13 protein-coding genes are annotated in these 12,165 nt (G+C 71.0%); 5 read left to right on the forward strand and 8 right to left on the reverse strand.

Annotated features, from left to right (window positions below):
* Position 1: 1 nt before the first annotated feature.
* From AXW62_RS25805 to AXW62_RS25815, 3 genes are read right to left on the reverse strand one after another with little or no spacing between them, the layout of a single operon-like run.
* Positions 2-634, reverse strand: coding sequence for a GntR family transcriptional regulator (locus AXW62_RS25805; RefSeq protein WP_060946612.1), 633 nt, complete (start codon positions 632-634; stop codon positions 2-4).
* Between the two features lie 47 nt (positions 635-681).
* Positions 682-2,130 carry a carotenoid oxygenase family protein gene (locus AXW62_RS25810; RefSeq protein ID WP_060946613.1) on the reverse strand — a complete coding sequence of 483 codons (1,449 nt, stop codon included), beginning with the start codon at positions 2,128-2,130 and terminating at the stop codon, positions 682-684.
* Complete coding sequence (locus AXW62_RS25815) at positions 2,127-3,182, reverse strand: medium chain dehydrogenase/reductase family protein (RefSeq protein WP_060946614.1); 1,056 nt, start codon at positions 3,180-3,182, stop codon at positions 2,127-2,129. The genes AXW62_RS25810 and AXW62_RS25815 overlap by 4 nt, the downstream gene beginning before the upstream one ends.
* A gap of 147 nt (positions 3,183-3,329) precedes the next feature.
* On the opposite strand from AXW62_RS25815, the gene AXW62_RS25820 reads away from it, so the two are divergent.
* From AXW62_RS25820 to AXW62_RS25830, 3 genes are all read left to right on the forward strand, one after another.
* The gene (locus AXW62_RS25820; RefSeq protein ID WP_060946615.1) at positions 3,330-4,064 is read left to right on the forward strand and encodes a TetR/AcrR family transcriptional regulator; all 735 of its coding nucleotides are present in this window, start codon (positions 3,330-3,332) and stop codon (positions 4,062-4,064) included.
* An 83-nt stretch (positions 4,065-4,147) separates the two neighbouring features.
* A complete protein-coding gene (locus AXW62_RS25825) occupies positions 4,148-4,657 on the forward strand; it encodes an inorganic diphosphatase (RefSeq protein WP_060946616.1) in 510 nt (169 codons plus the stop codon).
* A gap of 459 nt (positions 4,658-5,116) precedes the next feature.
* Positions 5,117-5,722 carry an Ig-like domain-containing protein gene (locus tag AXW62_RS25830; RefSeq protein ID WP_060946617.1) on the forward strand — a complete coding sequence of 202 codons (606 nt, stop codon included), beginning with the start codon at positions 5,117-5,119 and terminating at the stop codon, positions 5,720-5,722.
* A 132-nt stretch (positions 5,723-5,854) separates the two neighbouring features.
* Here AXW62_RS25830 and glnA read toward each other — a convergent pair whose 3' ends face one another.
* On the reverse strand, positions 5,855-7,264 hold the full coding sequence (gene glnA, locus AXW62_RS25835) for a type I glutamate--ammonia ligase (protein WP_060946618.1): 1,410 nt from the start codon (positions 7,262-7,264) through the stop codon (positions 5,855-5,857).
* A gap of 298 nt (positions 7,265-7,562) precedes the next feature.
* Here glnA and AXW62_RS25840 point away from each other — a divergent pair, with 298 nt between their 5' ends.
* Positions 7,563-8,030: an RDD family protein gene (locus tag AXW62_RS25840; RefSeq protein WP_079115790.1), complete on the forward strand. Its 468-nt coding sequence runs from the start codon at positions 7,563-7,565 to the stop codon at positions 8,028-8,030.
* Positions 8,031-8,230: 200 nt separating this feature from the next.
* On the opposite strand, the gene AXW62_RS25845 is transcribed toward AXW62_RS25840, so the two are convergent.
* The 4 genes from AXW62_RS25845 to lipB all read right to left on the reverse strand — a co-directional run bounded on the left by AXW62_RS25845 (position 8,231) and on the right by lipB (position 11,412).
* On the reverse strand, positions 8,231-8,911 hold the full coding sequence (locus tag AXW62_RS25845) for a DUF4191 domain-containing protein (protein ID WP_060946620.1): 681 nt from the start codon (positions 8,909-8,911) through the stop codon (positions 8,231-8,233).
* A gap of 10 nt (positions 8,912-8,921) precedes the next feature.
* Positions 8,922-9,119 carry an SCO2195 family GlnR-regulated protein gene (locus AXW62_RS25850; RefSeq protein ID WP_030838723.1) on the reverse strand — a complete coding sequence of 66 codons (198 nt, stop codon included), beginning with the start codon at positions 9,117-9,119 and terminating at the stop codon, positions 8,922-8,924.
* A gap of 247 nt (positions 9,120-9,366) precedes the next feature.
* On the reverse strand, positions 9,367-10,317 hold the full coding sequence (lipA, locus tag AXW62_RS25855) for a lipoyl synthase (protein ID WP_060946621.1): 951 nt from the start codon (positions 10,315-10,317) through the stop codon (positions 9,367-9,369).
* Positions 10,318-10,587: 270 nt separating this feature from the next.
* Entirely contained in the window at positions 10,588-11,412 is an 825-nt protein-coding gene (gene lipB / locus AXW62_RS25860; protein ID WP_051886598.1) for a lipoyl(octanoyl) transferase LipB, read from the reverse strand.
* Positions 11,413-11,634: 222 nt separating this feature from the next.
* On the opposite strand from lipB, the gene AXW62_RS25865 reads away from it, so the two are divergent.
* Positions 11,635-12,165 (forward strand): NsdA family TPR-like regulatory protein (locus AXW62_RS25865; protein WP_502688784.1); only part of this gene is annotated, 531 nt, incomplete at its 3' end.

Consider the following 12,165-nt stretch of genomic DNA (forward strand, 5'->3'; position numbering starts at 1 on the left):
CTCACCCGGCGAGCAGCACCTTCAGCGTGGTCTCCAGATGGCAGCTGATCGCGGCCCGCGCCGCCGTCACGTCGCCGGCGGCCACCGCGTCCAGGATCGCTTGGTGCTCCACCAGCACCGCCTCCTGGCGGCCGGTCTGGGTGAACAGGGCCACCACGCCCGCCCGGATCTGCCGGCTGCGCAGTCCGTCGTAGTGCCGGTTGAGGAGTTCATTGCCCACCGCGGCGACCATGGTCGCGTGGAAGAGGTGGTCGACGGCGATGAACTCCTTGGCCTGCTCGGGCCCCATCAGCCCGCGCTGCCGCTCCAGCAGCTCCGTCAGCTTCCCGACCGGCACGGTGCCCGCCTCGATGGTCTGCTCGGCGGCATGGCGCTCGACGATCCCGCGCAGCTCCATCAGCTCGGTGATCTCCCGGCCGGACAGCGGGGCGATATGCGCGCCCCGCTTGGGGACCAGCTGGACCAGGTCCTCGGCCGCCAGCAGGAGCAGGGCCTCGCGGATCGGGGTCCGGGAGATGCCGATCCGGTCGGCGATCTCCTGCTCGGTGAGGAACCTGCCCTGCATGTCGGGATCGGTCAGCACGGTCTCCTTGAGGAACGCGTACGCCTTTTCTCGTCCGGACTGCGCTGGCACTGGGCCCCCATGCTCCTTCGCATACAACTCGTATACGAAGGAAATTATCACGGACCGGGGGCCGGATCGGGGATCCAGGAGCCATGGATGCCCGCGGGGACGCGATGGGGAAGCTCCACGGTGGCGACGGGGGCGGCCGCGATGTCATGGGCGTCCAGGACGATCAGCTCGGAGGCGTCGCGCCGGAGGTCGCTGACGATGGTCAGCAGATAGCCGTCGTCCTCACCTCCTGCTCCGCTCCCGTCCCGGCCCCTCGGGCGCGTCTCGCCGTCGTCCCCTCCTCCGCTTCCGTCCGCGGGCACGAACACCGCCTCCCCCGGCATCCGGCCCGGCCCCATCGGCGCGATCTGCCGGGCTCCGGTGGCCGTGTCGTACTTGACCAGCGCATACTCCTCCAGGCCCGCCCCGGGGAAGGCGACGGCGTAGCCATAGCGGCTGGGCCGCCCCAGCACGCTGTCGTTGATCGTGGGGAACTCGGTGACCAGGTCGTCCAGCGGCTCCTCCCGCACACCGCCCGAGGCGGGGTCGAGGATCCAGCGGTGGCGCACGGAGCCGACCAGCGGGACGGGGGCGTGGCCCGGGGCGCCCGTCCACCATTTCCAGGAGGTCTGCCACGCGGCGCGGTCGTAGCGCGGCCCCTCCACAACGATGCGGCCCGCCGCGTCCTCATAGGCGTTGGCGACGTGCAGCAGGGCGCCGGGCTCCACCTCGCACCAGGTGACCCGGGGCGGCCCGGTGCGCGGCATGACCCCGATGCGCGGCCGGTAGTCGTCGGACCAGCGGTAGGGGATCCCGGAGCGCTCGGCGGGGTCGAAGACCACCGGCAGGTCCAGCCAGACCACGAAGTGCTCGGTCAGCCCGAAGTCGTGCATCAGCGAGGGCCCCGCGCCCTCGATGGTCTCCTCGCGGACGATGCGGCCGTCGGGGGACGCGACGTACTGGACGAGGTGGGGCGGTACGGGGGAGTACGAGAAGAAGTACAGCTCCCCGCTGACCGGATCCTCCTTGGGGTGTGCCGTCATGGCCCGGGTCAGCTTTCCCCCGAAGTCGTAGGCGCCGACCGTGGCCAGCTCGGGGGTCAGCTCATAGGGGAGGTTCGCCTCCTGGAGGGCCAGCACGCGGCCCGCGTGCTCGATCACATGGGTGCCGGCGACGCTGGCGGTGAGATCGCCCGCACCGTCCGCCCCCTGCGCCGTGCTCGCCGCCGCGGCTTCCGCGCCGCCCGCGGCCGCCGCCACGGCGTCGTGGAGGGCCGGCGTCCGCACCCAGCGATTGCGGTACCACTCCGCCCTTCCGTCGCGCAGCCGCACCCCGTGCACCATGCCGCTGCCCTTGAACCAGTGCGACGGCACCACCCCGGGCGGGGGGTTGTGGCCGTTGCGCAGATAACGGCCGGTCAGCTCGGGCGGGAGGGAGCCGTGGACGGTGAGGCCCCGGGCGGTCGACTCCACCGCCAAGGGGGCGTAGTGGCCGCTGAGATAGGGCTTGCCGCTCACCGCGCGCCCTCCTCGCCGCCCCGGCGGGCGCCCTCGTCCGCCACCAGGACCACCTTTCCGGCGACGGTGCCGGACTCGGCCAGCCGCATCGCCTCCGCGACATCGGAGAGCGGGATCCTCGCCGCCACCTGGGCGGTGAACTCACCGCGCGCCAGCAGCGCCAGTACCTGCCCCAGGTCGGCGCGGATCCGGGCCTGGAAGGCGGCCCTCCGCCGCCGTCCGGCCCAGAGGTTGAAGAAGTGCGCCCGCCGTCCGTTCGGCAGCCAGTGCCACAGGGCCAGCCGGATGAGCAGCTTGAGCACCGGGGCCCGGGACGAACCGGGGATGTCCCGGGTGGCCGCCGTGCCGTAGGAGACCAGCGTGCCGCCGCGGGCGAGCAGCCGGAAGGAGTCGACGATGCCCTCGCCGCCGACATGGTCGAAGACCGCGTCGACCCCGCCGGGCGCCAGCGCGCGCACCCGGCCGGGCAGATCCGGATCGCGGTAGTCGAGGGGGGTGGCGCCGAGGGCGCGCACCGCGTCGTGATGGCGGGGCGAGGCGGTGCCGATGACTTCGACGCCGGCGTGGCGGGCGAGTTGGACCAGGGTGGAGCCCACGCCGCCGTTGGCCCCGTGCACCAGCACGGTCGCCCCCGGGCGCACCTTGGCCACGCGGTGGAGCATCTGCCAGGCCGTGATCCCGTTGACCACCACCGTCTCGGCCTCCTCCGCGCCGACCCCCTCGGGGACCTCGACCAGATCGCCGGCGTCGACGAGGGCGTGGCTGGTCCAGCCACCGATCTTCGTGAGCGCCGCGAACCGGCGCCCGCGCAGGGCCGGATCCACTCCGGGGCCGGTCGAGACCACCCTGCCCACCAGGTCGTAGCCGGGCACGAAGGGGAACGGCGGCTGGTCGTAGTACTTCCCGCGGCGCATCTGCTGCTCGGCGAAGGACACCCCCGACGCCTCGACGGCCACCAGCGCCTGCCCCTGACCGGGCTCGGGCAGCGGCCGGGTGCGGAGCTGGAGCCCTTCCGGCCCCACCTGACCAGGCAGGACGACTTCGGTGAGCATGGCGGACCTCGTTTCTCGCGGAGCAGCCGCGTAAGGACTCCTCGCGTAAGGACTTCTCGTTGTCGTGAGAACTTCTAACCAAACAATGAACCTGTTACTCTCGAAGTGTCAAGTCCGAAGCCGACGATCCGTACGAGAGGCGCGCCCATGGCGACAGCACGGCGAGAGCGCTACCGCAAACAGACCAGGGAGGAGGCCAAGGCCGTGGCCCTGGCCCAGCTGGCCGAGGCGGGCACGGCGGGCATCTCGGTGAACGCGATCGCGAAGGCGATGGGCATGACCGGCCCCGCGCTCTACCGCTATTTCGCGAACCGGGACGAGCTGCTGACCGAGCTGATCACCGACGCCTACCGCGAGCTGGCCGAGGCCGCCTCCCGGGCCGTGGCCGACGCCGCCCCCGCCGACCGCTTCCGTGCCCTGGCCCGTGCCCTGCGCGACTGGGCGAAGCGGCACCCCGACCGCTATCTGCTCATCTACGGCACCCCGGTGCCCGGTTACCAGGCGCCGCCGGAGACCACCGAGATCGCGGCCCGGCTGATGCGGACCATCCTCGACGCCTGCGCCACCGTCGGCGGTGCCGCGGCCCCGGGGAGCGGCACCACCGGAAGCGGTGCCGACGGCGCAGGCGGCGAGGGCGCCGGCGGAGGCGGCGGGCAGTGCCTCACCCCGCTCGAGTCCGAGCTGGCGCGCCATCTGGAGGGCGCGGGCCCCTGGGTGCCCGGCGAGGAGCCCGGCGGCGAGCTGAAGGGCCGTGCGCTGCGCACCTGGACCCGGCTCCACGGCGTGATCAGCCTGGATCTGCAAGGCCACTTCACGGACATGGGCTTCGATTCCTCGGTCCTCTTCGAGGCCGAGATCGACGCCCTCGTGCGGGGTGGCTGAGGCGTCCGGGGCCGAGCTGCCCGTCCGGCGCGCCCGGCGCACACTGGAAGGACACCGGAGCGCACGGGTGACCGGAGGCCGCGATGGAGCACGGTGAGTTCGATGTGGTCGTGGAGATCCCGGAGGGATCCCGCAACAAGTACGAGATGGATCTCGCCACCGGCCGGATCCGGCTGGACCGGATGCTGTTCACCTCGACGAAGTATCCGGCCGACTACGGCTTCATCGACCACACCGTCGGCCGGGACGGCGATCCGCTGGACGCCCTCGTCACCGTCGCCGAGCCGACCTTCCCCGGCTGTGTCATCCTCTGCCGGGCCATCGGCATGTACTGCATGCGCGACGAGAAGGGCCCGGACGAGAAGATCCTCTGCGTCCCGGCCCATGACCCGCGCTATTCCGATGTCCAGGACATCGGGGACGTCCCCGAGTTCGACCGCATGGAGATCACCCACTTCTTCGAGGTCTACAAGGATCTGGAGCCCGGCAAGTCCGTGGAGGGGTCCCACTGGGAGGGCCGTGACCGGGCCTACGCCGAAATAGCCGCCTCCCGCGCCCGCGCGGCCGAAACCGGCCGCTCCCGGCCCTTCTGAGAAGGACCGGCCCGACGCGCCCCGGCCCGGCGGGTTCGGGGGAGTTCACACGGGTGACCCGGCGGCGGCCCCCCCCCGGGACGGGCGACGCCCGGGGCGGCCCAGGACGCACCGTGCACGGCCGGGGTGTGCGCGGCCGGGGTGTGCGCGGTGCGCACGCGGTGCTCCGGCCAGGCGGGACGCGCGCCGTACACGGAACGGGGGTGCGCCGGGGCCGGGCGAGCGCTGCGCTATCCGGGGTAATTCGGCGGCGGCCTCTGGTGTTGGGGGCGAGTCGCGCGCCTACTGGTGCTACAGACCGGTGGGTTCCCCATCTGCCGGGGGACGGTGACCCGGGGATGTCCCCGACTGGATCGCCGTATGTGCGCACCCCCTAGCCTCCGACGCACCGCCGCCGGCCCCGTACCGGGCCGCGTGGCGGGCGAGGCCCACCACCCCACACCACTCGGAGGGCCCAACATGGCTACGCCCACGACCACGCCCACGATCACCCTGGTCACGGTGTCACCGAACCCCGCGACGGCCGGACAGTCGGTGACCCTCACCGCCACCGTGATCCCGCTGGGTACCGGAACCCCCACCGGTACCGTCACATTCGTCGTCACCGGCGGCCCCACCCTGACCGGGACGCTGTCGGGCGGGACGACCTCGGTCACCGTCCCCGCGGGGCTGAGCGTCGGCGCCTACGCCGTGCTCGCCAACTACAGCGGTGACACCGCGTTCTCCCCCTCCACCGGCGCGAGCGCCATCATCGTCATCCCGTCGGCGACCACCACATCGGTGTCCTCCGCGCCGGATCCGTCCACGCTCGGCCAGTCGGTGACGTTCACCGCGGTCGTCACCCCGATCGCACCCGGTACGGGCGTCCCGACCGGCACGGTCACCTTCGTCGTCGGCGGGGCCGGCGGCGGTGTGTTCGTCCAGCCGCTGACGGGCGGCACCGCGACGCTGTCCCTGTCCACCCTGGATGTCGGTACCCAGCCGGTGGTCGCCGTCTACACCGGCGACACCAGCTTCCTGCCGTCCTCCGGCACCGACACCCAGACGGTGAACCCCCCCTCGTGACCGGCCCGCACGCACCGAGCCCCCGTCGCCGCCCATCGGGCGGTGGCGGGGGCTCGGCCGGAACCGGCAGGTCCGTTCAGCCGGTGCGCACGGATCACACGTCGGAGGAGAGGTGCTCCTTCGACCACAGGCTTACACGTCGAAGTACAGCTCGAACTCGTGCGGGTGCGGACGCAGCTGCAGCGGCGCGATCTCGTTGGTGCGCTTGTAGTCGATCCAGGTCTCGATCAGGTCGGAGGTGAAGACGCCGCCCTGGAGGAGGAACTCGTGGTCGGCCTCGAGGGAGTCGAGGACGGCCGGGAGGGAGGTCGGGACCTGCGGGACGCCCGCGTGCTCCTCGGGGGCGAGCTCGTAGAGGTCCTTGTCGATCGGCTCGGCCGGCTCGATCTTGTTCTTGATGCCGTCCAGACCCGCGAGGAGCAGGGCGGAGAAGGCCAGGTACGGGTTGCCGGAGGAGTCCGGGGCGCGGAACTCGACGCGCTTGGCCTTCGGGTTGGATCCGGTGATCGGGATGCGCATCGCGGCGGAGCGGTTGCGCTGCGAGTACACCAGGTTGACCGGGGCCTCGAAGCCCGGGACCAGACGGTGGTAGGAGTTCACCGTCGGGTTGGTGAAGGCCAGCAGCGACGGGGCGTGCTTGAGGATGCCGCCGATGTAGTAGCGGGCGGTGTCCGACAGGCCCGCGTAGCCCTGCTCGTCGTAGAAGAGCGGGGAGCCGTTCTGCCACAGCGACTGGTGGACGTGCATGCCCGAGCCGTTGTCACCGAAGATCGGCTTCGGCATGAAGGTCGCGGTCTTGCCGTTCTTCCACGCGACGTTCTTGACGATGTACTTGAACAGCTGGAGATCGTCGGCCGCCGCCAGCAGCGTGTTGAACTTGTAGTTGATCTCGGCCTGGCCGGCGGTGCCCACCTCGTGGTGCTGGCGCTCCACCTGGAGGCCGGCCCGCTCCAGCTCGAGGGAGATCTCGGCGCGCAGGTCGGCGAAGTGGTCGACCGGCGGGACCGGGAAGTAGCCGCCCTTGTAGCGGACCTTGTAGCCGCGGTTGTCCTCCAGCGCACCGGTGTTCCAGGCGCCCGCCTCGGAGTCGATGTGGTAGAAGGACTCGTTCGACTTGGTCTCGAAGCGGACGCTGTCGAAGACGTAGAACTCCGCCTCCGGCCCGAAGTACGCGGTGTCCGCGATGCCGGTGGAGGCGAGGTACGTCTCGGCCTTCTTGGCGATGTTGCGCGGGTCGCGGCTGTACTGCTCACCCGTGATCGGGTCGTGGATGAAGAAGTTGATGTTGAGGGTCTTGTCCCGGCGGAACGGGTCGACACGCGCCGTGGAGAGGTCCGCACGCAGGGCCATGTCCGACTCGTGGATCGCCTGGAAACCACGGATCGACGAACCGTCGAAGGCGAGTTCCTCGTTCGGGTCGAACGCCTCCGCCGGTACGGTGAAGTGCTGCATGACGCCGGGAAGGTCACAGAACCGGACGTCGACGAACTTGACGTCCTCGTCCGAGATGAACTTCCGAGCGTCGTCGGCGTTCTGGAACATCCAACTCCTCCTAGCCCGGCCGCGGGGGGACGGGGATTCGTTCGGTCGCGCGGTCCATGTGCGGTGGCGCGCTGTCGCCGACCATAGGCAGCCGGGATTTCCCATGCATGACCCATTTGTTTCACCCAGGTTAACCGGCTCGAGGGGGGTTGCGGGCGGTCGCGGCCTGGGAAAAGGCACCGAACGGCCCGGCGGGAGCCCGCCCGGGAGCCGCACGGGAGCCGCGCGGGAGGGGCCCGGGAGCCGCGCGGGAGGGGCCCGGCCCGGCGAACGTATGCGGTCGCAGTAACGTGGACGGGTGGACAAGAGGCAAGCATTCGGATCGTGGCTTTCCGGGCCCCGCGCGGCCGCCGAGGACATGGGTGTCGATTTCGGCTACCGGGGCCAGCAGCTCGGGCTCCCCGAGAGCGGACCGGGTGCCATAGCGCCGCTGGGACGCCGCTTCGGGGCGCTCTTCATCGACTGGGCGCTGTGCCTGCTCGTCTCCTACGCGCTGCTGTCCGGCCGCGACGCCCAGGCCGCCGGGAACTGGGCGCTCCTGGTCTTCCTGGTGCTGAGCCTGCTCACGGTGGGCACCGTCGGCGCCACCCCGGGCAAGCTGATGCTGAAGCTGCGGGTCATCGGCGAGGGCGGGGTCCGGCTGAGCCTGCCGCGGGCGGTGCTGCGCAGTGTGCTGGTGGTGCTGGTGATCCCGGCGGTGGTCTGGGACCGCGACACCCGCGGGCTGCACGACCGGCTCTCCCGCTCCGTGCAGATCAGGATCTAGAGCCCATCCGGGGTCCGCGCGGACCGGGCCGTCGGGGCGCGGGGCGCGGCGCTCAGAAATCCGCGCCCCCGGGTGACCTGCGACCGCGTCACAGGGACCCCGGGCCCGGCGTGACCCACAACGCGTCACCGCATACGAAACGGCGGCCCGGAATCCGTATCCGGTCCGCCGTTTGTATGCGGTGGGGTGACGGAGCGCGTTCAGCGCCCCTTCGGCATCCGCATGCCTTTGGGCATCGGACCCTTCGGAATCGGCATGTTGCTCATCAGGTCGCCCAGCGCGCGCAGCCGGTCGTTGACCACCGTGACCTGTGCGCCCGGCAGCACCCGGGGCAGCTTCAGCAGGGTGGTGCGCAGCTTCTTGATCTCGACCTGGCCCTCGCCGGAGCCCACGACCACATCGTGGACCGGAACGTCCGCGACGATGCGCGCCATCTTCCTCTTCTCGGCGGCCAGCATGCTCTTCAGCCGGTTCGGGTTGCCTTCGGCCACCAGCACGACGCCCGCCTTGCCCACCGCGCGGTGGATGACGTCCTGGTTGCGGTTCATCGCCACCGCGGGCGTCACCGACCAGCCGCGGCCGACGTTCTCCAGCACCGCCGCCGCGGCACCCGGCTGGCCCTCCATCTGTCCGAAGGCGGCCCGCTCGGCACGGCGGCCGAAAATGATCGCCATCGCGAGGAAGGCCAGGACGAAGCCCAGGATGCCCAGGAAGATCGGGTGGCCGATCCAGAAGCCGATCGCGAGAAGGACACCGAAGGTGACGATCCCCACGCCGGCGACGACAAGACCGACCTTCGGGTCGACCCGCTTGGTCATCTTGTAGGTCAGGGCGATCTGCTTCAGCCGCCCGGGGTTCTCGGATGTTTCCTTCCTCGCCATACAGCGAAGTTTACGTGGCCTGGGAAGCCCCGGTGGACACGGCCTCCAGCACGTGTTCCGCCTCGTGCCGGTCCTTGGCCCGGCGGCGGTCCTCGAGCACCGCCGTCCAGGCGTTGCGGCGGGCGGTGCGCTGCCCGCCGCGCAGCAGCAGGCCCTCCAGGACCAGGAGCGCGTCGGTGACGGACGGTCGTACGGGCGCAGCCGGCATGGGGACCCCTCGGAAGCGGCGAATGATCGAGACGCACCACCCATAAGCAGTGCGTGGCTTAATCGTTACCCAATGGTGTTACCAGTGCGTGACCGGCCGGTCAAACACCGATGAAACCCTGCTGTGGCCCGTATCAAACCTCTGACCTGCGACCTTGCCGGAGCCCTCGGACAGGTGTGTGCCCGCAATCACATAGCGTGTTGCTCACATCCCGTCAGCGGACGGCCAAGGGTCACGGAGGGTGAGCTCAGACCGCCTGGGAAGCGACCGCGACCCCGCGCCGCTCGATGGCCTGCTGGTACAGACGGCCGGCGCGGTACGAGGAGCGGACCAGGGGGCCGGACATGACACCCGCGTAGCCGATCTCCTCGGCCTCCTCCTTGAGCTCCACGAACTCCTGGGGCTTCACCCAGCGCTCCACCGGGTGGTGGCGCGCGGACGGCCGCAGGTACTGGGTGATGGTGATCAGCTCGCAGCCCGCGTCATGGAGGTCCTGGAGCGCCTGGCTGATCTCCTCGCGCTCCTCGCCCATGCCCAGGATCAGGTTGGACTTGGTGACCAGACCGGCCTCGCGCGACTTGCTGATCACCTCGAGCGAGCGCTCGTAGCGGAAGCCGGGGCGGATCCGCTTGAAGATCCGCGGAACCGTCTCGACGTTGTGCGCGAGCACCTCGGGACGGGCGGAGAAGACCTCGGCGAGCTGCTCGGGAACCGCGTTGAAGTCCGGGATCAGCAGCTCCACACCGGTGCCCGGCATCAGGGAGTGGATCTGGCGCACGGTCTCCGCGTACAACCAGGCGCCGCCGTCCTCCAGGTCGTCACGGGCGACACCGGTGACGGTCGCGTACTTCAGCTCCATCGTGCGTACGGATTCGGCCACCCGGCGCGGCTCGTCGCGGTCCAGCGCCTGCGGCTTGCCGGTGTCGATCTGGCAGAAGTCACAGCGCCGGGTGCACTGGTCGCCGCCGATGAGGAAGGTCGCCTCACGGTCCTCCCAGCACTCGAAGATGTTCGGACAGCCGGCCTCCTGGCACACGGTGTGCAGGCCCTCCCGCTTCACCAGGCCGTGCAGCTCGGTGTACTCGGGACCCATCTTCGCCCGGGTCTTGATCCACTCGGGCTTGCGCTCGATGGGGGTCTGGCTGTTCCGGACCTCCAGGCGCAGCATCTTGCGTCCGTCGGGTGCGACTGCGGACACGTCCGGCACTCCTCTTTGCTTGGCTCTGCTTGGCGGCTCGGCGTGGCGAGTTTGCCGGCGGGCTTGGGAATCGTCGGCGGTCACCAGCGTACGCCCGTGGTTCGTACGGAATGACGTCCAGGGCAACCGAAGGGAACGAGGACGCATTCCCGGTCCAGGTCGGCCGAAGGGGGCCAGGACGCATTCCCGGTCCCATGCTGACCGAAGGGAACCAGGATGCACTCCCGGTCCAGGTCGGCCGAAGGGGGCCAGGACGCATTTCCGGCGGGGTCAGACCGCCCGGGGCAGCGGGACGGAGGACTCCAGGACCTCCCGCAGATGCCGCTCGACGACCGGGACCACCTCGGCCACCGGCACGTCCCGGCCCAGCTCCTCGGAGAGCGAGGTCACGCCCGCGTCCCGGATGCCGCACGGCACGATCCGGTCGAACCAGGTGTTGTCCGGATTGCAGTTGAGCGAGAAGCCGTGCATGGTCACGCCCTTGGCGATGCGCACCCCGATCGCGGCCAGCTTGCGGTCCTCCCGGCGCTGCCCGGCGTTGGACGGGGCGTACTCCGGGCCGTTCAGCCGCGGGTCGAACTCCTCGTCCTCCAGCCGCGGGTCGAAGTCCAGCTTCAGCCCGCCGAGCGCGGGGCGCTGCTCGACCGGGTCGCCCAGCACCCACACCCCGCTGCGGCCCTCCACCCGGGTGGTCGCCAGGCCGAACTCCGCACAGGTGCGCAGCAGCGCCTCCTCCAGGCGGCGGACGTGCGCGATCACGTCCACCGGGCGCGGCAGCTTGAGGATCGGATAGCCGACCAGCTGGCCGGGGCCATGCCAGGTGATCTTGCCGCCGCGGTCCACGTCCACCACCGGGGTGCCGTCCAGGGGGCGCTCGCTGTCGGCCGTGCGCCGCCCCGCCGTGTAGACCGGCGGGTGCTCCAGCAGCAGACATGTGTCGGGGATCTCGTCCGCGAAGCGGGCGGCGTGCACCCGGCGCTGCTCCTGCCACGCCTCCTCGTAGTCCACGGCGTCCGCCCCGAATCCCAGGTGGACGTAAGCCAGCGCCGATGAGCCGGGGACCGGCCCCGGGGAAGACGTGGTGACGGCGGTCACGGCAAGCTCCTTCTCGGCCCGTGTGCGATGGGTGACCCGTGTGCGATGGGTGGCGAAACCTCACGGCGGCGCCTCCGCCACTGTACGACCGTGTGCCGTTACGTCCTCACTCGGCTCGTTCTCACACGATCGGATGAATGGAGCTCGACGGCCGCGATCAGCCCTCGAGCGGCGGCTACATTCGCGCCGTTCCACAGAGCGATCAGGGAGACCGGCAGGCTGATGACGGAACGACCCCCGCAGCGCATCCCCAATCGGCAGCTCGCCGCGCTCATCGCCGAGGCGGGCTTCTCCAACGCAGGGCTCGCCCGGCGGGTGGACCAGCTCGGGCTGGAGCACGGTCTGGATCTGCGGTACGACAAGACATCCGTGACGCGGTGGCTGCGCGGACAGCAGCCGCGCGGCACCACCCCGGCGCTGATCGCCGAGGTGTTCACCCGGCGGCTGGGACGCCGGCTGACCGCCCAGGACCTGGGCCTGGACGCGTGTGCGCCGGTCTACGCGGGACTGGAGTTCGCCGCCACCCCGCAGGAGGCGGTGGACATCGTCAGCGGGCTGTGGCGCAAGGACTCCGGAAGCCATGCGGAGCTGCGGAAGATCGCCTTCACCCCGGCGGGGCTCGTCGTGCCCAGCCGCGACTGGCTGATCGGACGGCCCGACGACCGGGTGGCGCGCGGTGAGCCCCCGGCGGGCACACAGGCCGGGGCGGCCGTGGCAGCCGGTCCCCGGGCCGGGCGGCTGCCCGCCCAGGGC

The organism is Streptomyces hygroscopicus subsp. hygroscopicus, assembly GCF_001553455.1.
Taxonomy (GTDB): Bacteria; Actinomycetota; Actinomycetes; order Streptomycetales; family Streptomycetaceae; genus Streptomyces; species Streptomyces hygroscopicus.

Excerpts from the sequence above, each read along its gene's own strand:
- AXW62_RS25845 (WP_060946620.1), bottom strand. The coding sequence starts at position 8,911 with ATGGCGAGGAAGGAAACATCCGAGAACCCCGGGCGGCTGAAGCAGATC.
- glnA (WP_060946618.1), bottom strand. The coding sequence starts at position 7,264 with ATGTTCCAGAACGCCGACGACGCTCGGAAGTTCATCTCGGACGAGGAC.
- AXW62_RS25815 (WP_060946614.1), bottom strand. The coding sequence starts at position 3,182 with ATGCTCACCGAAGTCGTCCTGCCTGGTCAGGTGGGGCCGGAAGGGCTC.
- AXW62_RS25850 (WP_030838723.1), bottom strand. The coding sequence starts at position 9,119 with ATGCCGGCTGCGCCCGTACGACCGTCCGTCACCGACGCGCTCCTGGTC.
- AXW62_RS25825 (WP_060946616.1), top strand. The coding sequence starts at position 4,148 with ATGGAGCACGGTGAGTTCGATGTGGTCGTGGAGATCCCGGAGGGATCC.
- AXW62_RS25830 (WP_060946617.1), top strand. The coding sequence starts at position 5,117 with ATGGCTACGCCCACGACCACGCCCACGATCACCCTGGTCACGGTGTCA.
- AXW62_RS25820 (WP_060946615.1), top strand. The coding sequence starts at position 3,330 with ATGGCGACAGCACGGCGAGAGCGCTACCGCAAACAGACCAGGGAGGAG.